The following is a 22,990-nucleotide window of genomic DNA, read 5'->3' as shown; positions in this document are numbered from 1 at the left end:
GTTATTTCGCTCCCTGGGGTTCGTGCTGGTGCACCCGCTGCTTACCGAGGTACGGACGTGCCAGTCGCGCCGTTGCGCGGCCCGGGCCGAATGCGTGCACGGCATCGGCGCCGGGGATGAGCTGCGTCAGCACGCGCATCCAGCGCACCGGCATGGTGAGCCCCTCGATAATGTCGGCACGCACCTCGGCCTCGGTTTCGCACAGCTCACCGCTGCGGCAGCCGATGTAGCTGCCGGTGCCGGGTTGAAAGTCGGTTGCGGCGACCAGCGCCGCCCATTCTTCGGCCACCGGATGCATGAAGCGCGAGTGGAAGGCGTTGCTCACCGACAGCTGCTTGGTCTTCGCCTCGATTTCGACTTCGGCGCGCGCAATGTTGTCGATGGCGCCCGCGAGCACTACCTGGGTGGGACCGTTCACGGCAGCGACATCGCAATCGTGAGCGTCGGCAAGTTCGGCGGCGAGGCGGAACTGGGCGTCCTCATCGGGCTGCTTGGCAGTGACGACCGCGAGCATGGTGCCGCCCGCGGGTGCGCTCGCCATCAGCTTGCCGCGCTCGGCCGCCAGGTGTACCGCATCCACCGGGTCGAGATACCCGGCTGCGGCGGCCGCCGGAATCGCCCCGATACTGTGCCCGGCGGTGTGCCACTGGGGCTGTTCGCTGGCAGCATCGTCGCTGAGTTCGTGATGCGCAATCCAGGTCGCGAGGCTCGCGGCCACGAGTGCGGGCTGCTGACGCTGCGTGGGGCGCAGCTCTTCATCGCTACTCTCCCAGCACAGCTTGGACAGGTCGGTGTCGATGCGTTCGCTCGCGGCCTGCCAGAATGCGGCCGCGGCGGCCGAGTCACGCACCGCGCGCTTCGCCATGCCCACCACTTGACTCCCCTGGCCGGGGAACATCGCTACGCGCTTGGTCACTTGATCGTCCTTCCGATGCGCCACGCGCCGAGTCCGGTGAATACGACACCCATCGCGATGAGACCCAGAATCACCCACAGCGGTTCGACGAACAGATCGCCAATGAAGATGTCGATGCCGTAGTACTCGGACACCTGCGTGGCGGCCTCTGGCACTCCCCCGCTGATGGCATCGAGCGCATCCGTGGTCAGCGGCTGACGCATCAGCATCGCGGCCGGTGAGAACGGCAGCACGTTCAGCACGTTGCCGATTTCCTTGCTGAGCAGACCGAGCGGCAGGTAGGCGCCCGCCAAGAAACCGAGCAGCGTTCCGACGATGGTGCTGACTGCAGTGTACGAGCTATTGGAGCCGACGAAGGTCATGATGAACGAGCTCAGTGCCGAGAACGCCCACGAGCACAGCAGGATGTAGCCCAGGGTTGCGAGCACCTGCTGGAACGACGGACCGTGGCCGTAGATGAGCAGCATCAGCACGCCGCCGATCACGAGAATGACCACGCTCATAATCGTCGCGACAATGAATGCGGCGATTTGATATCCGAGAATGAGTTCATTTCGACGAATTGGTGAAACTCGGAACTCTTTAAACCGACCCGATGATTTATCATCCACATATACGCCGAGTGCGGCAAAGCCGGTGGTAAAGGTGGTAATCATCAGAATGCCGGCAAATACCCACGTGCCGACAAACCAGTCGATTTCTTCCGCGGTCGCGTCTGGCAATGAACTCTGCAATTCATCCACCTGCAGTCCGCCCAGGAAGAGCAGATACAGCAGCAACAGGATGAGCGCCGACAGTAGCGAGAGAAATACCGAAGCTCGGTCGCGGAAGTAGATCTTCAGATTTCGGCGAACTAGTACGCGGACGGTATTCACTGATCTCCCCGCTTGTGCACAAGATTAAGGAACACATCGTCCATTGAGCCCTGGACGAACTGGAACGATTCCATTACCGGCTCGAGCGCCTGCACCGTGCCGATGACCTCGCGCTGTGCCGAAACGTGGATGTGCACGGCACCACCCTCGTCATACCACTCGTCGTCGGGGAAGCGAGCCTCGAGGGCGTCGATTACCTCGTCGCGGCGCCCATCCTTGGGCTGCACGCTCAGCAGCGGCTGCGAATACTTGGCGCGCAGCTCCATGGGGGTGCCGGCAGCGATGACCTCGCCGTGGTCGATGATGATGACCTCATCCGCGCCCTCGGTCTCCTGCATGTAGTGCGTCGTGAGCAGCACGGTCAGGCCGAGCTCCTCACGCAGCTGGGCGACCACATCCCACACCTGCTCACGGCTTTGCGGGTCGAGACCGGCGGTCGGCTCGTCGAGGAAGAGCGATTGCGGGCGGTTGAGGAGTGCGCGGGCAATGTCCACGCGGCGCTTCTGACCGCCCGAAAGCACGCCATAGGGACGATCGCGGAAGTCGTTCAGATCGACGAGTTCAGCGAGCTCATCAATCCGCGCCTGCGATACACCGTAAAGACCGGCGCGCAGAGCCAGATTTTCATCGACCGTGAGCAATGGGTCGAGCAGTGATTGCTGAAATACCACACCGATGCGCTCACGAATCTGGTGGTCATCTTTGCCGACGATGAGGTCGTCAATCGTGATTTTGCCCTCATCAAATCCGAGAAGCGTCGTCATACACGAGATGGTCGTTGTTTTACCCGCGCCGTTCGTACCGAGCAGCGCGAACAATTCCCCATCATCTACATCAAAACTCAAATCGCTGACTGCCGTTACCTGCTTGTACCGTTTCGTCAGCCCCTGTACTGAAATCATGAACGCCTCACGAAACCCCGTACGGAAGAACACCGATTACTCGCCGATATTAAGGAGGGCGCGTAAACGAGAAGGGGTTCGCAGGTAAACGGCCACTAACGGGATTGACGCGCAGCTAACGCCCAAGTAAACGACCATGTGATAGAGCGCGCGCGTGGATTCTTGCCCCGCATCCACTCCCCCTCGCATCCCCCGGACCTTTGTATGTGTCCGCGGGCATTGTGCGTGGTGCACCGCATACAAACCCCGCGCAGACACACAAAGCCCGCAGCTATGCAGCACCCGCGCGCGCACGCAGCCCCCACCGCATCCGCGGAAAGCAAAAGCGGGGCCGGTGCGTTATACACCGACCCCGCTCTAAGCGAGAGTGTTACTTGACGCTACCGCCGGCAGCCTCAATCTTCTCCTTAGCCGAAGCCGAGACCTTGTCGACCTCGATGTTCAGCTTCACGGTGATCTCACCGGTGCCGAGTACCTTGACGGGCTCGTTCTTACGAACAGCGCCCTTCTTTACGAGGTCAGCCACGGTCACGTCGCCACCCTCGGGGTACAGCTCGGCGAGCTGGTACAGGTTCACAACCTGGTACTCGACGCGGAACGGGTTCTTGAACCCGCGCAGCTTCGGAGTACGCATGTGCTGCGGCATCTGACCACCCTCGAAACCGAGACGCACGGTGGTGCGTGCGCGGGTTCCCTTGGTACCACGACCAGCGGTCTTACCCTTCGATGCTTCACCGCGACCCACACGGGTCTTGGCCTTTTTGGCACCTGCGGCGGGACGCAGGTGGTGCGGCTTCAGGCCGCCGTCCTCAAATTCCTGCACGTTCTCGTTGTTCGCCATTATTCGTTGACCTCCTCCACCTTGACCAGGTGCGCAACCGCGCGGAGGTATCCGCGCAGCTGCTGCGAGTCTTCACGAACAACGCTGTCGCCGATTCGCTTCAAACCGAGCGAGCGCAGCGTGTCGCGCTGGTTCTGCTTTTCACTGATGACCGACTTGATCTGGGTCACCTTGAACGAAGTTGCCATTACGCACCAGCCTTTGCAGCCTTGGCGGCCTCGTCGGCCTCGCGTGCCTGGTCGCGCAGGATGCGCTCGGGCACGACGCGCTCGACGTCGAGACCACGACGGGCAGCTACCGCGCGCGGCTCTTCGAGCTGGCGCAGGGCGTCGACCGTCGCGTGGACGATGTTGATGGTGTTCGACGAACCGAGCGACTTGCTCAGCACGTCGTGCACACCGGCGCACTCGAGCACGGCACGCACCGGACCACCGGCGATAACACCGGTACCGGGAGCAGCCGGGCGCAGGAGCACGTCACCGGCGCCTGCACGGCCGAGCACGGGGTGCGGGATGGTCTTCAGGACGCGCGGTACACGGAAGAAGTTCTTCTTCGCTTCCTCGACACCCTTCGAGATGGCCAGCGGCACTTCCCGTGCCTTACCGTAGCCAACACCCACCAGTCCGTTGCCGTCACCGACGACAACCAGAGCGGTGAAGCTAAAGCGGCGACCACCCTTTACAACCTTCGAAACGCGGTTGATGGTGACAACACGCTCGAGGAACTCGTTCGACTGCTCATCGCGGCCACGACCACGGCCACGACCACGGCCGCCACGCTCCTGCTGAGCGCGGTCACGGTTACCCGAACGGCGTCCGCCACGCTCTTCGCGCTGGTTCGATTCGCTCGACGCAGCGGTTTCGACGGGGGCTTCCGACATGTTTTCGCTGTTTTCGATGATTTCGCTCACAGGTTCAGCCCTGCCTCTCGTGCTCCATCGGCGATGGCCGCAACGCGACCCGCGTACTTGTTACCGCCGCGGTCGAAAACAACCGATTCGATACCGGCGGCTTTGGCGCGCTCGCCAATCAGCTCGCCAACGCGGCGGGCCTTGGCGGTCTTGTCGCCATCGAAGTCGCGCAGTTCGGCCTCGAGGGTCGAAGCCGAAGCCAGCGTGTGGCCCTTGGCGTCGTCGATGACCTGAACGAATACGTGACGGGTTGAACGGCTGACGCACAGGCGGGGACGCTCTGCGGTGCCGACGATCTTCTTGCGCAGCCGGGCGTGCCGCTGGGCACGGGCTGCCTGCTTGCTCTTCTGAGCCATGCTTACTTACCAGCCTTTCCGGCCTTGCGACGAATCTGCTCGCCTTCGTAACGGATGCCCTTGCCCTTGTAGGGCTCCGGCGGACGGATCTTACGAATCTTGGCGGCTACTTCACCGACCAGCTGCTTGTCGATACCTTCAACGGTGACCTTCTGGCCTTCAACCTTGAGCTGAATACCATCCGGAGCGGCAAACTTCACCGGGTGCGAAAAACCGAGGGCGAACTCGAGGTCGGTGCCCTTCTGCTGCACGCGGTAACCGGTGCCGACCACCTCGAGGGCCTTCGAGTAGCCCTGGGTGACACCAATGATGTTGTTAAAAATCAGGGTGCGGGTGAGACCGTGAAGCGCACGCGAGTCACGTTCATCATCCGGACGCGAAACGACGACGTTACCGTCTTCAACCTTCGCTTCGATGGGGGCTGCCACGGTCAGTTCGAGCTGACCCTTGGGGCCCTTAACACTCACCAGCTGACCGTCGACCTTTACCTCGACGCCGGCTGGAATTTCAATTGGGAGACGACCAATTCGCGACATATTCGATCACCATACGTAGGCGAGGACTTCCCCACCCACGCCCTTCTGCTGAGCCTCACGGTCGGTAAGCAGACCCGAGGAAGTGGACATGATGGCGATGCCGAGGCCACCGTAAACGGTGGGCAGCTCGGTCGAGCGTGCGTAGACGCGCAGACCGGGCTTCGACACGCGCTTGATGCCGGTGATGGCGGGGCGACGGTCGTCGCCGAACTTCAGCTCAATGTTGAGGTTCTCACCAACACGGGCGCTCTCGGCGCTCCAGTCGGCGATGTAACCCTCGCGCTTGAGGATTTCGGCGATGTTCTTTTTGAGCTTCGAGCCCGGCATCGACACCGAGAGGTGGTGCGCGTTGCTCGCGTTACGCAGACGCGTGAGCATATCTGCTACGGGGTCGGTCATTGACATGACGCGTTTTTCCTTTCGCCTGGTTTCGACGCCCCGGCCAGGGGACGCCGACCTGTGGTGGAACCCGACCCGGCGGTTGCCGGGTCGGGTTTATTTTGGGTTGTTCTACTCGCGACCAGTACGCGAGTGGAACGGGAAGCCGAGTGCGCGCAGCAGCGCACGGCCCTGGTCGTCGTCTTCGGCGGTGGTCACGATAGTGATGTCCATACCGCGCTGACGGTCAATCTTATCCGGATCGATCTCGTGGAACATAACCTGCTCGGTGAGACCGAAGGTGTAGTTGCCGTGCCCGTCGAAGTTTTTGTCTGACAGACCGCGGAAGTCACGGATACGCGGCAGCGCCAGCGACAGCAGTCGGTCGAGGAACTCCCACATGCGGTCACCGCGCAGGGTCACGTTGGCACCGATGGCCTGACCCTCACGCAGTTTGAACTGTGCGATCGACTTGCGAGCGCGGTTCACCTTGGGCTTCTGACCGGTGATGAGGGTGAGGTCGTTGATCGCGCCCTCGATCACCTTGCTGTCGCGAGCGGCGTCGCCGACACCCATGTTCACCACGATCTTGGTGAGGCCGGGCACCTGCATGACGTTTTTCAGGCCGAGCTCTTCCTGGAGCTTGGCGCGAAGTTCGTCGCGGTACTTGACTTTGAGTCGGGGCTGGATTTTGCCAGCCTCCACAGCGGTTTCAGTCATGCGCTACTCGTTGTCCTTCTTCTCAGTCTTCTTTGCAGTCGACTTGGTGGTTTTTTTCGCGGCAGCCTTCTTCTTGGGCTCGGCTGCTGCACGACGCGAGGGCTTGAAGTAGCGGGTGCGGACGGTCTTGGTAACGCCGTCCTTGGTGACCTGCTCCTCCTTGAAGCCAACGCGAGCGGGCTTGCCGGTCTCGGGGTCAACGAGCATCACATTCGAAACGTGAATGGGTGCTTCGACAACCTCAATGCCACCGGCAGTTGCGCCAGCTGCGGTCTGCTGGGGGCGCTTGTGCTTGGTAACCAGGTTGACGCCTTCGACGATCACGCGGTTCTGCTGCGTGAGCACCTCGAGGACCTTGCCCTGCTTACCGCGGTCGCCGCCGCGTTCCTGCTTTGCGCCCGTAATGACCTCGACGAGGTCACCCTTGCGAATCTTCGCCATTGTTAGAGCACCTCCGGGGCGAGCGAAATGATTTTCATGAAGCGCTTGTCGCGCAGCTCGCGGCCCACTGGGCCGAAGATACGCGTACCGCGCGGTTCGCCGTCCGATTTCAGGATTACGGCGGCGTTCTCGTCGAACTTGATGTACGAGCCATCAACGCGACGGGTGGGCTTCTTGGTGCGAACGACTACTGCCTTAACGATGTCGCCCTTCTTGACGTTGCCGCCAGGGATGGCGTCCTTGACCGTGGCGACGATAACGTCACCAAGGCCGGCGTAGCGCTTTCCCGAACCCCCGAGCACGCGGATGGCGAGCAGCTCCTTGGCACCGGTGTTGTCGGCGACACGGAGTCGCGATTCCTGCTGAATCATGTCTCAGTCTCCTTGGCTGTTACAGCGGGTAGGCGGGGCCTACTTCGCCTTCTCGAGGATCTCGACCAGCCGCCAGCGCTTATCGGCGCTGAGGGGACGGGTCTCGGCAACGAGCACGCGGTCGCCGATACCGGCGGTGTTCTGCTCGTCATGTGCCTTGATCTTGGTGGAACGGCGGAGCACCTTGCCGTAGAGAGGGTGCTTCACGCGGTCTTCAACGAGCACGACGATGGTCTTGTCCATCTTGTCGCTCACGACGTAGCCGCGGCGGGTCTTGCGGTAGTTGCGGTGCTGCGCAGCGTCTTTGTCGGCGGCGACCTTGTCGGCTGCCGACACGGTGTTTTCAGCCATTATTTGGTCTCCTCCTTGGCCTCGGCTTCTGCCTCTGCCTTCTTACCGCGCTTGCGGGCCTTGGGCTCGGCGGGTGCGGGAGCGGTGCGGATGCCCAGCTCACGTTCGCGCAGCACGGTGTAGATGCGCGCGATGTCGCGCTTGACTGCCTTGAGGCGGCCGCGCTCTTCGCCCTGGCCGGTAGCCGACTGGAAGCGGAGGTTGAACAGCTCCTCCTTGGCCTTCTTCAGCTCTTCGGCGAGACGGGCGTCTTCCATGGTGTCGAGCTCGTTGATGGCGAGCTCCTTCGATCCAATCGCCATTGCTTACTCGCTTTCCTCACGGGTGATGATGCGCGCCTTCAGGGGCAGCTTGTGAATCGCACGGGTGAGCGCTTCGCGAGCGAGCTGCTCGTCAACGCCGCCCACCTCGAACAGCACGCGGCCGGGCTTCACGTTTGCGACCCACCACTCGGGCGAGCCCTTACCCGAACCCATACGGGTTTCGGCGGGCTTCTTGGTCAGCGGGCGGTCCGGGAAGATGTTGATCCAGACCTTACCGCCACGCTTGATGTGACGGGTCATCGCAATACGCGCTGCCTCAATCTGGCGGTTGGTGACGTAGGCAGGCGAAAGTGCCTGGATGCCGTAGTCACCAAACATCACGCGGGTACCACCGGTTGCCTGGCCCTTACGGGTGGGACGGTGCTGCTTGCGGTGCTTGACTCGACGGGGAATCAGCATGGGTTACGCCTCCGATCCAGCAGCAACCTGGTCGTTGCGACGGTTGCGGCGCGAACGGTCACCGCGGTCACGCGGCGACTTCATGTTGGCCTGCTCGCGAGCAAGCTCCTTGTTGGTGAGGTCACCCTTGTAGATCCACACCTTCACACCGATGCGGCCGTACGTGGTCTTTGCCTCGTAGAAGCCGTAGTCGATGTTGGCGCGCAGGGTGTGCAGGGGCACACGGCCCTCACGGTAGAACTCCGAGCGGCTCATTTCGGCGCCGCCGAGTCGACCCGACACCTGGATTCGGATGCCCTTGGCACCGGCACGCTGTGCACCCTGGAGGCCCTTGCGCATTGCGCGACGGAAGGCCACACGGGCAGCGAGCTGCTCGGCGATGCCCTGAGCAACCAGCTGTGCATCCTGGTCGGGGTTCTTGACCTCAAGAATGTTGAGCTGAATCTGCTTACCGGTGAGCTTTTCCAGCTCGCCACGGATGCGCTCAGCTTCAGCACCACGGCGACCGATCACGATGCCCGGGCGGGCGGTGTGAATGTCCACGCGGACACGGTCACGGGTGCGCTCGATTTCGATGTGCGATACACCAGCGCGGTCGAGCGACTCGTTGAGGTGCTGACGGATGCGCACATCCTCAGCCACGTAGTCGGCGTAGCGCTGGCCCGGCTTGGTCGAGTCGGCGTACCAGCGCGACCGGTGGTCGGTGGTGATACCGAGACGGAAGCCGTACGGATTGATCTTCTGTCCCATTACTTCTCCGCCTTCTGCTCGTCGGCGCCGGTCTCGGGGGTCGAGACGACGACGGTGATGTGGCTGGTGCGCTTGTTGATACGTCCGGCACGGCCCTGGGCGCGCGGACGGAAGCGCTTGAGGGTGACGCCCTCATCGACGTAGATGGTCGACACGTACAGGTCGCGCTCGTCGAGGTACTCGTTCGAGTTGTCGGCAATGACGCGAGCGTTCGCGACTGCCGAGGCGACTGCCTTGTAGACCGGTTCGGATGCGCCCTGCGGCGCGAACTTCAGAATGGCGAGCGCTTCGAGCGCCTGCTTGCCGCGGACGAGGTCGACGACGCGGCGAGCCTTCTGAGGGGTGACGCGGATGTGACGCGCACGCGCGATCGCTTCCACCATGATTTCCTCCTTTGTGCCCTCGCGTTAGCGACGGCGACCCTTCTTGTCGTCCTTCTCGTGGCCGCGGAAGGTGCGGGTCGGCGCGAATTCGCCGAGCTTGTGGCCAATCATCGACTCGGTGACGAACACCGGGATGTGCTTGCGGCCGTCGTGCACGGCGATGGTGTGGCCGATCATGTCGGGCACAATCATCGAGCGGCGCGACCACGTCTTGATCACGTTCTTCGACCCAGCGTCGTTCTGCTTCAGCACCTTTTGCAGCAGGTGCTCGTCGACGAAGGGGCCCTTTTTCAGACTGCGAGGCATCTTCTTGAACTCCTACTACTTGCGCTTCTTGCCGGTCGGACGGCGACGAACGATGTACTTGTCTGACTCGAGGTTCGGCTTGCGAGTGCGGCCTTCCTTCTGACCCCAGGGGCTCACCGGGTGGCGACCACCTGAGGTGCGGCCTTCACCACCACCGTGCGGGTGGTCGACCGGGTTCATCACGACACCACGAACGGTGGGTCGTACGCCGAGCCAGCGCTTACGGCCGGCCTTACCGAGGTCGATGTTCGCCTGTTCGGCGTTGCCAACTTCACCGACGGTGGCGCGGCAACGAGCGTCAACGTTGCGGACTTCACCCGAGGGCAGACGCAGCTGCGCGTAGGGGCCATCCTTAGCAACGAGACGGATCGAGGCGCCGGCCGAGCGGCCGAGCTTGGCACCGCCGCCGGGGCGGAGCTCAACTGCGTGCACAACGGTACCGGTGGGGATGTTGCGCAGCGGCAGGTTGTTCCCGGGCTTGATGTCGGCGTCGGGGCCCGACTCAACGATGTCGCCCTGCTTGAGCTTGTTCGGCGCGATGATGTAGCGCTTGGTGCCGTCAACGAAGTGCAGCAGCGCGATGCGGGCGGTGCGGTTCGGGTCGTACTCGATGTGAGCGACCTTCGCGTTGATACCGTCCTTGTCGTTGCGCTTGAAGTCGATGACGCGGTACTGACGCTTGTGGCCACCACCGATGTGGCGGGTGGTGATGCGTCCCTGGTTGTTGCGGCCACCGGTCTTCGGCAGCGGCTTCAGCAGCGACTTCTCGGGAGTCGTACGGGTGATCTCGGTGAACTCCGAGACCGAACCGCCGCGACGACCTGGGGTCGTGGGCTTGTAATTGCGAATCGCCATGGTTCTTCCTCTAGTCCTCCGGTTAGCCGACGTTCGAGAAGATGTCGATCGAGCCGGACTTCAGGGTGACGATGGCGCGCTTGGTGTCCTTGCGCTTGCCGATACCGAAGCGAGTCCGGCGCGTCTTGCCCTTGCGGTTGATGGTGTTAACGCTTGCGACCTCGACGTCAAAGATGCGCTCGATGGCGATCTTGATTTCGGTCTTGTTTGCGCGGGGGTCTACCTCGAAGGTGTACTGGCCCTGGTCGATGAGGCCGTAGCTCTTCTCAGAGATCACCGGTGCGATGATGACGTCGCGCGGGTCTTTGTTGATTGCGCTCATGTCTACTGCTCCTCAACGGTGGTGTTGGTCTTGCTCGCGACGAACGCGTCGAATGCGTCCTTCAGGAACACGACATCGTCGGCAACCAGCACGTCGTAGGCGTTGAGCTGGTCGGCAGCGATGATGTGAGCATCCTGCAGGTTGCGCACCGACTTGCGGGTGAGCGAGTCTTCGCGGCCAGCGACCACGAGAACATTGCGGCCCTGAGCGGCGGTGCGAACGGCGGCCTTAGCGCTGCGGGTCGACGGCACCTCACCGGTCACCAGTTCGGTGAACACGTGGATGCGGCCGCCACGAGCGCGGTCCGAGAGCGACTGCAGCAGTGCTGCAGCGATCATCTTCTTGGGGGTGCGCTGCGAGTAGTTGCGAGGCACGGGACCGTGGACGATACCACCGCCGCGGTGCTGCGGCATGCGCACCGAACCCTGGCGGGCGTTACCGGTGCCCTTCTGCTTGAACGGCTTGCGGCCCGAGCCCTTACGCTCACCGCGGTTCTTGGTCTTGTGCGTACCCTGGCGAGCTGCGGCCTGCTGGGCGACAACCACCTGGTGCACGAGCGGGATGCTGATCTCGACGTCGAAAATCTCAGCGGGGAGTTCGACGGTGCCGGCCTTCTTACCGGTCGAGTCGAGAACGTCAATGGTGTTGGTAGCCATCTGGCTAGGCTCCCTTCACTGCGTTACGAACGAATACGAGTCGGCCCTTAGCGCCGGGGACAGCGCCCTTGACGAGCAGCAGACCGCGCTCGACGTCGACGCCCTGGATGGTGAGGTTCTGCACGGTAACGCGGTCGTTACCCATGCGACCAGCCATGCGGGTGCCCTTGAAAACGCGGCTGGGGGTAGCCGAAGCACCGATCGAACCGGGCTTGCGGTGGTTCTTGTGCTGACCGTGCGATGCGCCCACACCTGCAAAGTTGTGGCGCTTCATGGTGCCGGCAAAGCCCTTACCCTTCGAGGTGCCGACCACGTCTACGACCTGGCCAACTTCGAAGATGTCGACGTTAAGTTCCTGACCGAGTTCGTACTCGGATGCATCCGGGGTGCGGATCTCGGTGAGGTGACGGCGCGGGGTGACACCGGCGGCCTTGAAGTGGCCAGCGCTGGGCTGGTTCACCTTGCGCGGGTCAATCGCACCGGCGGCGATCTGAACAGCTTCGTAACCGTCCTTCTCGAGGGTGCGGATCTGGGTCACGACGTTCGGGCTCACCTGGATGACGGTGACGGGAACCATACGGTTCTCTTCGTCCCAAATCTGGGTCATGCCCAGCTTGGTGCCGAGCAGCCCCTTATATGTCTTCGTTGCGGTAGCCATGGATTCCTCTAGAGCTTGATCTCGATGTTTACGTCGGCCGGAAGGTCGAGACGCATGAGCGAGTCGACAGCCTTCGGGGTCGGGTCGACGATGTCGATCAGCCGCTTGTGGGTGCGCTTTTCAAACTGCTCGCGGCTGTCCTTGTACTTGTGAGGTGAGCGGATCACGGTAATGACCTGCTTCTCGGTCGGCAGCGGGACGGGCCCGATGACGGATGCGCCTGCGCGGGTGACCGTGTCGACGATCTTGCGCGCGGAGTTGTCGATGACTTCGTGGTCATACGACTTCAGTCGAATGCGGATCTTCTGTCCCGCCATGTCCACTCCTGTTTCTCTGGCCTGCGGCCTTGATCGAATCGGCCGTGGTCGGCCTCACTTGCATTTGGACTGCGCTGCAGTCGGCGTGCACCACTATGTATCTGTCAAGTTCACCGACCCGGAGCGCGTTTACACTCGGGCAGATGTGACGGCGAGGCGAGTCAGGCACGTGTGCCTGGGCTCGCACGAGCCGTGCTCTGCTACCGGCGGCAGCGCCTGTACTCGGTACGGCGATGCACTGACTCGGCAGTGATTCGGATGGATTCGCAGCGAAGAGCGCTGGGCCCGTCCGAAGTATTGAACTCAAGAATCTTAGCCCGGCTTGAAGTGTTCGTGCAACCCGGGCGTGTCGGAATTTCCTGAGAGTCGAATTTCGTCGCGTTTTCCGCATCCCGGTGCATTTTTTGGGCGCCCGGCCCTATGCTTGTATGCCGGCGACCGGCCGCGGTCGCGTGCGGTGCTGCACCACCCCTTACGGCACCGCGTCCTGTGACGAAAGGAACGCTCAACGATGAGCGAAGCTCACGCTCTGCCTGAACCCACCGGTGCAACTCGAATGCACGAGGTCTCGCCCGAGATGCTCACGATGATCGACCGCGTGATCGACTATTCGCGTCGACGCCTCATCTTTGATGTGCCGCTGGATAAGCCACTCCCCCTCAAGGAATTCCGGCGGCTGGCTCCGGGTTCGATCTGCGAAGAGGGCATCGGCTCTGAACGCGCACTGTCGATGTTCGAGGGAGTGCTTGCTCCGGCCTGCGTATCAACCGATAGCCCCGGCTACCTCGCGTTTATCCCCTCGGCGCCCACAAAAGCTGCCGTGTCGTTCGACATGGTGGTGTCGGCATCCTCGCTGTTTGGCGGGTCGTGGCTCGACGGCGCCGGGGCGGTGTACGCGGAAAACGAGGTGCTCGCCTTCCTCGCCCGTGAATTCGGTCTACCCGAAACTGCCGGCGGCTCGTTCGTGCAGGGCGGCACTATCGGCAACCTTTCGGCTCTGGTCACCGCTCGACATGCACACCGTCAGCGGCTGACCGAGGAGGGCAAGGACCTTCCTTCGCGCTGGGTCGTGATCTGCAGCGCCGAGACCCACTCGTCGGTGGTGTCGGCTGCCGAGGTCATGGATGTGGATGCGGTGACCGTGCCGGTCGACGACCAGGGTCGCCTCTCGGGCGAGGCTGTCGAAGCGGCGCTTGAAGAGTATGGGGATGCAGTGGTTGCGGTGGTCGCGACCGCCGGGTCAACCAACCTCGGCATCGTCGACGATCTTGCCTCGATCGCCAAACTCAAGCAGCGCTACAACTTCTGGCTGCACGTTGACGGCGCCTACGGCCTCGCGGCCGCACTCGCCCCGTCGATGCGGGATCGGTTCAACGGCCTCGAGGCCGCCGACTCGCTCATCGTCGACCCGCACAAATGGCTTTTTGCTCCCTTTGATGCGTGCGCGCTGCTCTACCGCGAACCCCAGCTGGCGCGCATGGCCCACACTCAAAAAGCGGGCTATCTCGACACGCTCGAGGGCGAAGATTGGAACCCGTCGGACTATGGCATCCAGCTATCGCGCCGGGCGCGCGGGCTGCCGCTGTGGTTTTCGCTCGCAACCTACGGTGCGGGTGCCTACCGCACCGCGATCGAGCACTGCATCACCACCGCCCACGCAATTGCCGAGCGCGTGCGCGAGCACCCGAATCTCGAGCTCGTGCGTGACCCAGATCTATCCGTGGTGGCCTTCCGCCGCATCGGTTGGGAGCTTGCCGATTACCAGAACTGGAGCGACCGCATGCTGGACGAACAGATCGCCTTCGCCACGCCGTCTTCACACCGTGGCGAACCGATCATGCGGTTTGCGATCGTGAACCCGCGCACGACTGTCGAACTCGCCCAGCAGCTGCTCGACACCATGTAGCGCACTAAAACGAACGAGCGCCCCGGCTGGTCGGATGCATCCGATCTTCCGGGGCGCTCGCCCGTATTGAGATTGATCGCGCCGTGCGCTTGGCTATTTCAACGCTGGTGGCTAGTTGTTGGGCCCGTCGAGCTTGTCGACAACCTCGTCGATTTTGTCGTCGAACTTGCCCCCGGTCACCTTCTTGGCTGCGTCACCCGCGCCGTGGAGGGCGTTCTGCACACCCTCGCTATCACGCAGGTCGGCGGCCTTTTCACCGATGGTCTTACCGAGGCTCTGTACTTTTTCGCCGAAGCTTTCTTTGCCGTCGCCGTTGAGATCTGCCATGTTGGGCTCCTTGTTCAAAAATTAACGGGCAACTCGCCGCTGTGATCGGGTCGAGTCGGGTTGAGCCTATGCGAACAAATCTTCAAGCTTGCTTAACAATTGTCGCCCGCATCAGCCCGGTAAATAGCGGCTACTGAAAACGTACCGCGGTGCCGCTCGCGCACACCATCATCATGCCGCCCTGGCCGAGCGATTCGTAGTCGATGTCGACGCCGACAACCCCCTGTGCCCCGAGTTCAATGGCGCGCTGCACCATTTCGCCAAGGGCCGTTTCGCGAGCCTGCTGCACCTCGCCCTCGTAGGCAGCGCTGCGGCCACCGACGATATTGCGGAAGCCCGCGCCGATGTCTTTGAACATATTGATACCCACGATGGTCTCGCCCGAAACCACACGCAGATACTGTGCAATCTGGTGACCTTCGACCGAATTAGTGGTGGTGACAATCATAATTTTTCCTCTTTTCTGAATTGTGGCCGAGCATCCCTGCCCTGCCAACGGTTCTCAGCCGCGCAGCCGGTCGAGCTCGCCCGCATCCCGCAGCTTGAGATAGTTTTCGCTAGCGGTCTGCAGCCACACCCGCACGGTGTCGTAGATGCTCACCACATAGCCGCCGTCTTCTTTCACGATGACGAGTCCGAGTTCGTCAAGTCCGAGCGCCTCGAAGCCGGGCCAGGCGTCTTCGAGACAGCTTTCCTGGCCGCTACTCGCTACTAGTGCGCAGGTTCCCGACAGCGTGAGCTGGGGTTGCCCGTCTACACTGACCGTAACTTTCTCGGGTAGCACCATGATGTCTCCGGTGCTCTTGACCCGTTCAAAATCACCGCTCAGCTTGAGTCGCGGCGCGCCGGGCCCGCTTGGCCCCGCACTACCCAGGGCCTGCTCGATCAGCGGCAGCAGATAGAGCGAAAGCACCCGACGTTCGGGAACCGCGAGCGAACCGATCGTGTTTTCAAAAGTGCTGCGACCCTGTGTGACGGTCATCGAGTCGGTCAGTAGGTTTTCGATGAATTGCAGACCCGCAGCTTCCGGAGTTTTGGCGGGATGCGCCGGCAGCACTTCATCGCCACGCATTGCGCTGCCGCCGGTCACAGTTGAAAGAGTTTCAAATAGCGACATCACCGGGCTGATGTACCAGCGTCCGTCTTCTTGCACCGCGACCAGGCTGAGCTTCACATCCGGTGCGCTCGGGTCGAGTTCGTCGAGGTGTTCGAGATCGATCGTTTTCGGCAGCGTGACGTCGGTTACCGGTTCAACGTCGTTCTTGGCTCGCTCCGCAGCCTCTTCTTCGGTAGCGCCGTCCATCAGAGCCGACTCGTATGCCACCGCACGCTGCATGTCGGTGAGAGCTTGCTGATATCGCGCGGTGTCACCCTCAATAATGAGCTGGCCCGACTGGATGCGGACCGCCACTACCCCATCGGTAATTTCGGTGGTGTCTGACTGAAAGTTTTCGAGGCTTACATTGGCAGCCGCGTTGAGCTCTTGCACTGCCGATTGCACGCCGGGGATATCAGCGCCGGGGTTCCCACCACCGCCGCTCTTCATCACTTCCTGGATCGGCCCGGCCACCACACCGAGCTCACTGGGCGAAACCACCTGGCTAAGGGTGACGATGTCAACCCCGGCGGCCGAGCGCAGCAGTTTCACGGCTGCATTTTCTGGCGTGTCAGCACCCGAGCGCGATGTCAGTGCGAGTACGCCCCAGGCTCCGAGTGCGAGGAGAACCACAACTGCGGCCGAGAGGCCCACGATCCAGCCAGTGCGCCGACGCCGCTTGGCCGTGTGTTGATGCTGCGGGTGAATCTCGGGCAGCGGTGGCATCCCACTCATCGTGGGCTGGGCTTGAGCCGGCCACGACTGCTGCGGGTGCTGACCGTCGTAGCCCGGACCGTTCCCCATCGACTGGTTGTTCATTCCATCCCCTCGTTGTATGGGCACTGGTAAAGGCTAGCGGGTTTCACCGAGGCCGCCACGCTTATTCACGGGAATTAGCCGGAGATACAACCGGCGACTGAATGGCCTCGACGCGCCCAGCCCGCGCTCCGCGCATCAGCAAACACTCGACGCATCCAACAACAAAGGCGGGTGACAACCCGAAGGTTGCCACCCGCCTTAGCGAGCAGTCAGTGACTACTTGATGATCTTGCTCACGGTGCCGGCGCCGACGGTGCGGCCACCTTCACGGATAGCGAAGCCGAGGCCCTCTTCCATAGCGATGGGCTGGATGAGCTCAACGGTCATCTCCACGGTGTCACCGGGCATAACCATTTCCTTGCCCTCGGGCAGGGTGATCACACCGGTCACGTCAGTGGTACGGAAGTAGAACTGCGGACGGTAGTTGGTGTAGAAGGGGTTGTGGCGGCCACCCTCTTCCTTCGAGAGGATGTACGCGGTGCCCTCGAAGTTGGTGTGCGGGGTAACCGAGCCGGGGGCTGCAACAACCTGACCACGCTCAACGTCTTCACGCTTGAGACCGCGCAGGAGCAGACCACAGTTCTCGCCGGCCCATGCCTCGTCGAGCTGCTTGTGGAACATCTCGATACCGGTAACGGTGGTCTTCTGGGTCGGGCGGAGACCGACGATCTCAACTTCCGAGTTGATCGCGAGGGTACCGCGCTCGGCACGACCGGTAACAACGGTACCGCGACCGGTGATGGTGAAGACGTCCTCGATGGGCATGAGGAACGGCTTGTCCTTGTCACGCACCGGGTCGGGAATCTTCTCGTCAACGGCGTTCATGAGCTCGAGGATCGAGTCAACCCACTTCTCTTCACCCTCGAGAGCCTTGAGAGCCGAAACACGCACGATCGGTGCGTCGGCGTCGAAGCCCTGCGAGTCGAACAGCTCCGAAATTTCCATCTCGACGAGCTCGAGGATTTCCTCGTCGTCAACCATGTCCGACTTGTTGAGTGCAGCGAGCAGGTAGGGAACACCAACCTGCTTGGCGAGCAGCACGTGCTCACGAGTCTGCGCCATCGGGCCGTCGGTAGCAGCAACCACGAGGATTGCGCCGTCCATCTGGGCCGCACCGGTGATCATGTTCTTCACGTAGTCGGCGTGGCCGGGAGCGTCAACGTGTGCGTAGTGACGCTTCTCGGTCTCGTACTCGATGTGCGAAACGTTAATGGTAATACCACGCTGGCGCTCTTCAGGAGCCGAGTCGATGGTGTCGAAGTCACGCTTGACGTTGACCTCCGACGGGAACTTGTCAGCGAGCACCTTCGAGATGGCAGCCGACAGGGTCGTCTTACCGTGGTCAACGTGACCGATCGTTCCGATGTTGACGTGCGGCTTAGTCCGCTCAAACTTGGCCTTGGCCACTGTGGGTCCTCCTCAGGACGGTTTCTTGGTAACGCTCTACGCTATCGCGAGAATCGTAACTTTGAAAAATTTGACAGTTGCTTAGTATACCCGGTCGTCACCTGGACGATCGAGTGTAGGGGTTAAACGCGTTGCGACGCAGTGCGTCAACTAGGCGCCCTTACCCTTTTCGATGATCTCGTCTGCGACGGCCTTCGGGACCTCCGCATACGAGTCGAACTCCATCGAGTACACGGCGCGACCCGAAGTCTTCGAGCGCAGGTCACCGATGTAGCCGAACATCTCCGAAAGCGGTACGAGTGCACGCACCACCTTCACACCCGAGGCGTCCTCCATCGACTGGATTTGACCGCGGCGAGAGTTGAGGTCGCCGATGACGTCACCCATGTATTCCTCAGGGGTGCGCACCTCGACCTTCATGAGCGGTTCGAGCAGCGCCGGCGAGGCCTTGGTTGCGGCCTCCTTGAACGCCATCGAACCCGCGATCTTGAACGCCATCTCCGAAGAGTCAACGTCGTGGTAGGCACCGTCAACCAGGGTGGCCTTGACGCCCACCACCGGGAAGCCGGCGAGAATACCCACCTGCATTGCATCCTGAATACCGGCGTCAACCGAGGGGATGTATTCCTTCGGCACGCGACCACCGGTAACGGCGTTCTCGAACTCGTAAATCTTGTCGCCCTCAACCTCGAGCGGCTCGAGCTTGATCTGCACCTTAGCGAACTGACCAGAACCACCGGTCTGCTTCTTGTGGGTGTAGTCGTAGCGCTCGACGGTGCGACGGATGGTTTCACGGTAGGCCACCTGCGGCTTACCGATGTTTGCCTCAACCTTGAACTCGCGCTTCATACGGTCGACGAGAATGTCGAGGTGCAGCTCACCCATACCCGAGATGGTGGTCTGACCAGTTTCGGGGTTGAGCTCAACGCGGAAGGTCGGGTCTTCTTCGGCCAGCTTCTGAATAGCAGTACCGAGCTTCTCCTGGTCGGCCTTCGAGTTCGGCTCGATTGCCACCGAAATAACCGGCTCGGGGAAGGTCATCGACTCGAGCACGACGGGGTCGTTGATGTCACACAGGGTGTCACCGGTGGTGGTGTCCTTGAGGCCGATAACGGCGTAGATGTGACCAGCGATTACCTCGTCAACCGGGTTCTCCTTGTTGGAGTGCATCTGGAAGAGCTTACCGATGCGCTCCTTCTTACCCTTGGTCGAGTTGAGCACCTGGGTACCGGTCGAAACCTGACCCGAGTAGACGCGCACGTAGGTGAGGCGGCCGTAGAACGGGTGCACCGCCACCTTGAACGCGAGTGCCGAGAAGGGTGCATCCTTGCTCGAGGGGCGCTCAACGATAGCCTCGGGGTCGTTCGGCAGGGTGGCCTTCATCGGAGGCACGTCAAGCGGCGAGGGCAGGTAGGCCACAACGGCGTCGAGCATGGGCTGCACACCGCGGTTCTTGAAGGCGGTACCACAGATCACAGGGAATGCGTCACCAGCAATGGTGAGCTCGCGGATGCCGGCCTGGATTTCTTCGACGGTGAGTTCCTCACCACCGAGGTACTTTTCGAGCAGCTCCTCGCTGGTCTCGGCCACGGTCTCGAGCAGCTCAGCGCGGTATTCTTCAGCCTTGTCGACGAGGTCGGCGGGGATCTCTTCGATCTCGGCTGGAGTGCCGGGAACCACAGCGCCCTTGTCGTCACCGCGCCAGGTGAGCGCCTGCATCTTGACGAGGTCAACAACACCGATGAAGTCGTTCTCAGCGCCGATCGGCAGCTGCAGCACGAGCGGCTTCACGCCCAGGCGTGACTTGATGGTTTCAACCGAGTGGTAGAAGTCGGCACCGAGCTTGTCCATCTTGTTGATGAAGCAGATGCGCGGCACGTTGTACTTGTCGGCCTGACGCCACACGGTCTCTGACTGCGGCTCAACACCTTCCTTACCGTCGAACACTGCGACGGCGCCGTCGAGCACGCGTAGCGAGCGCTCTACCTCGACGGTGAAGTCGACGTGACCGGGGGTGTCGATGATGTTGATCTGCGTCTTGTTCCAGTAGCAGGTGGTAGCAGCCGAGGTAATGGTGATACCGCGCTCCTGCTCCTGAGCCATCCAGTCCATGGTGGCCGCACCGTCGTGCGACTCACCGATCTTGTGGTTAACACCCGTGTAGAACAGGATGCGCTCGGTAGTCGTGGTCTTACCGGCGTCAATGTGCGCCATGATGCCGATATTGCGGACCTTCTTAAGGTCTGTCTGCACTTCCTGTGCCACGGTGTCTCCCGTTTGTTGATGTGTGGGTTACTGCTCTAATTCGCGGCTCGAGTTGGTTACTCCAACCGCAAACCGGCCGACAAGACTGCTTAGCATGTCTTGTTGACCGGTTTGGAAACTACCAGCGGTAGTGTGCGAAGGCCTTGTTCGATTCGGCCATCTTGTGCATGTCTTCGCGGCGCTTCACCGCGGCACCGAGGCCGTTCGAGGCGTCGAGGATCTCGTTGGTGAGACGCTCGGTCATGGTCTTTTCGCGACGCACCTTGGCGTAGCCGGCGAGCCAACGCAGTGCGAGCGTGTTGGCGCGGTGCGGCTTCACCTCAACCGGCACCTGGTAGGTCGAACCACCGACACGGCGGCTACGGACCTCGAGGGTTGGGCGGATGTTGTCGAGCGCCTTCTTGAGCATGCCGACAGCGTCTTCGCCGGTCTTGTTGGCGACGTTTTCGAGTGCGCCGTAAACAATGCGCTCAGCCTGCGACTTCTTGCCGTCAACGAGCACCTTGTTGACGAGCTGGCTGACTACCGGCGAACCGTAGACGGGGTCGATAACGACGGGGCGCTTCTGCGCAGGTCCCTTACGAGGCATTACTTCTCCTTCTTGGCGCCGTAGTGGCTACGAGCCTGCTTGCGGCCTTTGACTGCCTGGGTGTCAAGCGCACCGCGAACGATGTGGTAGCGCACACCGGGAAGGTCCTTCACACGACCACCGCGCACGAGCACCATCGAGTGCTCCTGCAGGTTGTGGCCCTCGCCGGGGATGTAGGCGGTGACCTCAGTACCGTTCGAAAGCTTCACACGGGCTACCTTGCGCAGTGCCGAGTTCGGCTTCTTCGGGGTGGTGGTGTAGACACGGGTGCACACACCGCGCTGCATGGGGTTGCCCTTGAGTGCGGGCGAGTTTGAACGGCTCACCTTGGGCTTGCGGCCCTTGCGAACCAACTGCTGAATGGTTGGCACTTGGTAATTCTCCTTGATGGTGTATTGCTCTGTGTGATTGGCTGCGGACTGCAGCTTCGGGCGTTCGCCCGGCTCACCGGCAATACGACAACATGCGATATCGCTGGTAAGTAACACGTCCTGCACGGACGTCCGGCGGCTACCTGCCGGGGCATCACGAGAAGGTGACTCCCACGGAGCATTTCAGGCACGCCGAGTCCGGCGCACCTGAACATGTTACCGGGGCGTCAGATAGCGGTCAAGCCTGGGATGCAATCGGGCCCTAAACTGCCGATAAGTTTATTCGGCGTCGCTGGTTTTATTCGACAGCGCTGGTATCGCGCTGTTCGCGCACCTGCTCACGCTCAATCTCGACCCGCCGCTCATACTCGGCGAGATCGTGCTCGTATTCGCGAGTGAGCTTGCGTCCGCGCATGGCGCTGATACCGCCAAACCAGGTGACCACCGGAATCGCGACGAGTGCGGCCAGTAGTGCACCGGGCAGGTGCACATAGTCGCGCAGCGCCTGCAGGAACACATCCGCGGTGAACGGCTCCCCCGCGAGCACCGCGTTCAGCCCCACTGCGGCATAGCAGGCCGCGGCCACCAGCACGGCCAGCACCTGCGAGGCGACAATGTAGCCCCACCACCGTGCGCGATTCGCCAGTAGCGACCAGAACAGGAAAACCACAAAAAACACAGCCACCGGCAGGTAGAACTGCATCGAACCCACAAGCTGCATCAGCCCGTCAACAATTTCGAGATCAGGGCTGAACAGCTTGCGCGCAAAGGTGAACGCAACCGCATAGCCAACCGCAAATAGTACGGTCGCAAACACCGACATCAGTACGGCAAACCCGCGGTTACTGGGTTTTTCGGGCTTAACCAACAGGCCCTCGGTCACCGAAATCCCGAGCGGCGCGAAGGTCTCGTCATCGTGCACGCTCGCGGAATCAACCGGCTCCGGCGCCGCGGTCACACTGGATGCATCCGGTTGCGAGGGTTCTGCGGCGGGGGCTGGCGTTGTCTCGATGCGCCGTGTTTGCGCCGCCGTTTCGGTCGTCGTGTCAGGATACGCCGCCGTTTCGGTGGTCACGTCAGGGTGCGCCCCCGGCGCGGGCTGCGCTTCCCCTTCGGTTGTCGGCGCCGATGTGTTGTCAGCTACCTGTGGGCTGACCGGCGCGACTTCATATTCACCGTCGAGCGGCAGGTGACGCGATCGCTGCACTGCCTCCATGAGGCGCTCATCCTGCTGCGTCGGAGCACTTTCAAAATGCGATTGTTCAGCAGCTGCTGCGGCAGCTTGCGTCGCAGCATCCTGGCTGGTCGGTGCTGGCGTGGCGTCGACGCTACCTACATCCGCAGCTTCCGAGTCGCTAGCCGGCTCAGCGGGGGTCTGCTCGCCGACACCTTCCCCACGAGCTTCCCGCTCGACGGCGCTTCCCTCGCGAGCATTTTGCTCTGCTGAGCTTTCCGCGCGAGCGGCCTGCTCGGCTGCGGGCATCGCAAACACGCGCTGCTGCTCGTCGCCACCGGCTACCTGATCGGCAGCGGATGTGGTGGCGCGGTCGTCGTCGTAGCGCGGCCCATCGTCATAGGGCTGAGGAGCGCGGTATTCATCGGTCATGCAGGCCACACTATTGCGCATGCCTGGCCTTACCGGCT

At 62.0% G+C, this 22,990-nt stretch carries 31 protein-coding genes and 1 pseudogene; 1 reads left to right on the top strand and 31 read right to left on the bottom strand.

Going from position 1 to position 22,990, the window contains the following annotated elements; all coding sequences use genetic code 11:
- Window position 1: 1 nt before the first annotated feature.
- From JMV54_RS03895 to rpsJ, 23 genes and pseudogenes are all read right to left on the bottom strand, one after another.
- Complete coding sequence (locus JMV54_RS03895) at window positions 2-916, bottom strand: ACP S-malonyltransferase (protein WP_201517617.1); 915 nt, start codon at window positions 914-916, stop codon at window positions 2-4.
- Window positions 913-1,791 carry an ABC transporter permease gene (locus tag JMV54_RS03890; protein ID WP_201517615.1) on the bottom strand — a complete coding sequence of 293 codons (879 nt, stop codon included), beginning with the start codon at window positions 1,789-1,791 and terminating at the stop codon, window positions 913-915. Before JMV54_RS03890 ends, JMV54_RS03895 begins: the two co-directional genes overlap by 4 nt.
- Window positions 1,788-2,693, bottom strand: coding sequence for an ABC transporter ATP-binding protein (locus tag JMV54_RS03885; protein WP_201517612.1), 906 nt, complete (start codon window positions 2,691-2,693; stop codon window positions 1,788-1,790). Before JMV54_RS03885 ends, JMV54_RS03890 begins: the two co-directional genes overlap by 4 nt.
- A 370-nt stretch (window positions 2,694-3,063) precedes the next feature.
- Window positions 3,064-3,534 (bottom strand): 50S ribosomal protein L15, encoded by a 471-nt coding sequence (gene rplO / locus JMV54_RS03880; protein ID WP_230972665.1) that lies wholly within the window; start codon window positions 3,532-3,534, stop codon window positions 3,064-3,066.
- Entirely contained in the window at window positions 3,534-3,722 is a 189-nt protein-coding gene (gene rpmD / locus JMV54_RS03875; protein ID WP_201517610.1) for a 50S ribosomal protein L30, read from the bottom strand. Before rpmD ends, rplO begins: the two co-directional genes overlap by 1 nt.
- On the bottom strand, window positions 3,722-4,414 hold the full coding sequence (gene rpsE / locus JMV54_RS03870; protein ID WP_201517663.1) for a 30S ribosomal protein S5: 693 nt from the start codon (window positions 4,412-4,414) through the stop codon (window positions 3,722-3,724). The genes rpmD and rpsE overlap by 1 nt, the downstream gene beginning before the upstream one ends.
- A gap of 26 nt (window positions 4,415-4,440) precedes the next feature.
- A complete protein-coding gene (gene rplR / locus JMV54_RS03865; protein ID WP_201517608.1) occupies window positions 4,441-4,800 on the bottom strand; it encodes a 50S ribosomal protein L18 in 360 nt (119 codons plus the stop codon).
- Between the two features lie 2 nt (window positions 4,801-4,802).
- On the bottom strand, window positions 4,803-5,336 hold the full coding sequence (gene rplF / locus JMV54_RS03860) for a 50S ribosomal protein L6 (protein WP_201517605.1): 534 nt from the start codon (window positions 5,334-5,336) through the stop codon (window positions 4,803-4,805).
- Between the two features lie 6 nt (window positions 5,337-5,342).
- Entirely contained in the window at window positions 5,343-5,741 is a 399-nt protein-coding gene (gene rpsH / locus JMV54_RS03855; protein WP_201517602.1) for a 30S ribosomal protein S8, read from the bottom strand.
- Between the two features lie 105 nt (window positions 5,742-5,846).
- Complete coding sequence (rplE, locus tag JMV54_RS03850) at window positions 5,847-6,434, bottom strand: 50S ribosomal protein L5 (protein WP_201517600.1); 588 nt, start codon at window positions 6,432-6,434, stop codon at window positions 5,847-5,849.
- 96 nt (window positions 6,435-6,530) lie between these two features.
- A pseudogene (gene rplX, locus JMV54_RS03845) lies at window positions 6,531-6,875 on the bottom strand (50S ribosomal protein L24); the annotation flags it as partial.
- 2 nt (window positions 6,876-6,877) lie between these two features.
- Window positions 6,878-7,246 carry a 50S ribosomal protein L14 gene (rplN, locus tag JMV54_RS03840; RefSeq protein ID WP_201517595.1) on the bottom strand — a complete coding sequence of 123 codons (369 nt, stop codon included), beginning with the start codon at window positions 7,244-7,246 and terminating at the stop codon, window positions 6,878-6,880.
- A 39-nt stretch (window positions 7,247-7,285) separates the two neighbouring features.
- Window positions 7,286-7,597 carry a 30S ribosomal protein S17 gene (gene rpsQ, locus JMV54_RS03835; RefSeq protein WP_201517593.1) on the bottom strand — a complete coding sequence of 104 codons (312 nt, stop codon included), beginning with the start codon at window positions 7,595-7,597 and terminating at the stop codon, window positions 7,286-7,288.
- Complete coding sequence (rpmC, locus tag JMV54_RS03830; protein ID WP_201517586.1) at window positions 7,597-7,899, bottom strand: 50S ribosomal protein L29; 303 nt, start codon at window positions 7,897-7,899, stop codon at window positions 7,597-7,599. Before rpmC ends, rpsQ begins: the two co-directional genes overlap by 1 nt.
- Before the next feature lie 3 nt (window positions 7,900-7,902).
- Window positions 7,903-8,319, bottom strand: a complete 417-nt coding sequence (gene rplP, locus JMV54_RS03825; RefSeq protein WP_201517584.1) for a 50S ribosomal protein L16 — start codon at window positions 8,317-8,319, stop codon at window positions 7,903-7,905.
- Window positions 8,320-8,322: 3 nt separating this feature from the next.
- Window positions 8,323-9,069 carry a 30S ribosomal protein S3 gene (rpsC, locus tag JMV54_RS03820; protein ID WP_201517582.1) on the bottom strand — a complete coding sequence of 249 codons (747 nt, stop codon included), beginning with the start codon at window positions 9,067-9,069 and terminating at the stop codon, window positions 8,323-8,325.
- On the bottom strand, window positions 9,069-9,452 hold the full coding sequence (gene rplV / locus JMV54_RS03815) for a 50S ribosomal protein L22 (RefSeq protein ID WP_201517581.1): 384 nt from the start codon (window positions 9,450-9,452) through the stop codon (window positions 9,069-9,071). Before rplV ends, rpsC begins: the two co-directional genes overlap by 1 nt.
- A gap of 24 nt (window positions 9,453-9,476) precedes the next feature.
- Window positions 9,477-9,758 (bottom strand): 30S ribosomal protein S19, encoded by a 282-nt coding sequence (gene rpsS, locus JMV54_RS03810; RefSeq protein ID WP_201517579.1) that lies wholly within the window; start codon window positions 9,756-9,758, stop codon window positions 9,477-9,479.
- A 15-nt stretch (window positions 9,759-9,773) separates the two neighbouring features.
- Window positions 9,774-10,613, bottom strand: coding sequence for a 50S ribosomal protein L2 (gene rplB, locus JMV54_RS03805; RefSeq protein ID WP_201517578.1), 840 nt, complete (start codon window positions 10,611-10,613; stop codon window positions 9,774-9,776).
- Between the two features lie 22 nt (window positions 10,614-10,635).
- The gene (rplW, locus tag JMV54_RS03800) at window positions 10,636-10,935 is read right to left on the bottom strand and encodes a 50S ribosomal protein L23 (protein ID WP_201517577.1); all 300 of its coding nucleotides are present in this window, start codon (window positions 10,933-10,935) and stop codon (window positions 10,636-10,638) included.
- Between the two features lie 2 nt (window positions 10,936-10,937).
- Complete coding sequence (rplD, locus tag JMV54_RS03795; protein ID WP_201517576.1) at window positions 10,938-11,591, bottom strand: 50S ribosomal protein L4; 654 nt, start codon at window positions 11,589-11,591, stop codon at window positions 10,938-10,940.
- 4 nt (window positions 11,592-11,595) lie between these two features.
- Window positions 11,596-12,249 (bottom strand): 50S ribosomal protein L3, encoded by a 654-nt coding sequence (rplC, locus tag JMV54_RS03790; protein WP_201517575.1) that lies wholly within the window; start codon window positions 12,247-12,249, stop codon window positions 11,596-11,598.
- Window positions 12,250-12,257: 8 nt separating this feature from the next.
- Complete coding sequence (rpsJ, locus tag JMV54_RS03785) at window positions 12,258-12,566, bottom strand: 30S ribosomal protein S10 (RefSeq protein ID WP_201517574.1); 309 nt, start codon at window positions 12,564-12,566, stop codon at window positions 12,258-12,260.
- A gap of 511 nt (window positions 12,567-13,077) precedes the next feature.
- Between rpsJ and JMV54_RS03780 the strand changes: the two genes are divergently transcribed.
- Window positions 13,078-14,472 carry a pyridoxal phosphate-dependent decarboxylase family protein gene (locus tag JMV54_RS03780; RefSeq protein WP_201517573.1) on the top strand — a complete coding sequence of 465 codons (1,395 nt, stop codon included), beginning with the start codon at window positions 13,078-13,080 and terminating at the stop codon, window positions 14,470-14,472.
- 111 nt (window positions 14,473-14,583) lie between these two features.
- Here JMV54_RS03780 and JMV54_RS03775 read toward each other — a convergent pair whose 3' ends face one another.
- From JMV54_RS03775 to JMV54_RS03740, 8 genes are all read right to left on the bottom strand, one after another.
- A complete protein-coding gene (locus tag JMV54_RS03775; RefSeq protein ID WP_201517572.1) occupies window positions 14,584-14,799 on the bottom strand; it encodes an Rv0909 family putative TA system antitoxin in 216 nt (71 codons plus the stop codon).
- Window positions 14,800-14,929: 130 nt separating this feature from the next.
- Complete coding sequence (locus tag JMV54_RS03770) at window positions 14,930-15,247, bottom strand: YbjQ family protein (RefSeq protein WP_230972664.1); 318 nt, start codon at window positions 15,245-15,247, stop codon at window positions 14,930-14,932.
- A 54-nt stretch (window positions 15,248-15,301) separates the two neighbouring features.
- Window positions 15,302-16,714, bottom strand: coding sequence for a hypothetical protein (locus tag JMV54_RS03765; RefSeq protein WP_201517571.1), 1,413 nt, complete (start codon window positions 16,712-16,714; stop codon window positions 15,302-15,304).
- 216 nt (window positions 16,715-16,930) lie between these two features.
- Window positions 16,931-18,121 carry an elongation factor Tu gene (gene tuf / locus JMV54_RS03760; RefSeq protein ID WP_201517570.1) on the bottom strand — a complete coding sequence of 397 codons (1,191 nt, stop codon included), beginning with the start codon at window positions 18,119-18,121 and terminating at the stop codon, window positions 16,931-16,933.
- Between the two features lie 150 nt (window positions 18,122-18,271).
- Window positions 18,272-20,386 carry an elongation factor G gene (gene fusA, locus JMV54_RS03755; RefSeq protein ID WP_201517569.1) on the bottom strand — a complete coding sequence of 705 codons (2,115 nt, stop codon included), beginning with the start codon at window positions 20,384-20,386 and terminating at the stop codon, window positions 18,272-18,274.
- Between the two features lie 118 nt (window positions 20,387-20,504).
- Window positions 20,505-20,975 (bottom strand): 30S ribosomal protein S7, encoded by a 471-nt coding sequence (rpsG, locus tag JMV54_RS03750; protein WP_201517568.1) that lies wholly within the window; start codon window positions 20,973-20,975, stop codon window positions 20,505-20,507.
- A complete protein-coding gene (gene rpsL / locus JMV54_RS03745; RefSeq protein WP_201517567.1) occupies window positions 20,975-21,346 on the bottom strand; it encodes a 30S ribosomal protein S12 in 372 nt (123 codons plus the stop codon). Before rpsL ends, rpsG begins: the two co-directional genes overlap by 1 nt.
- Window positions 21,347-21,644: 298 nt before the next feature.
- The gene (locus tag JMV54_RS03740; RefSeq protein WP_201517566.1) at window positions 21,645-22,952 is read right to left on the bottom strand and encodes a hypothetical protein; all 1,308 of its coding nucleotides are present in this window, start codon (window positions 22,950-22,952) and stop codon (window positions 21,645-21,647) included.
- Between the last annotated feature and the right edge of the window lie 38 nt (window positions 22,953-22,990).

The sequence above is a fragment of the Gulosibacter hominis genome (genome assembly GCF_904842695.1).
Taxonomy (GTDB): domain Bacteria; phylum Actinomycetota; class Actinomycetes; order Actinomycetales; family Microbacteriaceae; genus Gulosibacter; species Gulosibacter hominis.
This window is presented reverse-complemented; position numbering and strand designations above follow the sequence as displayed.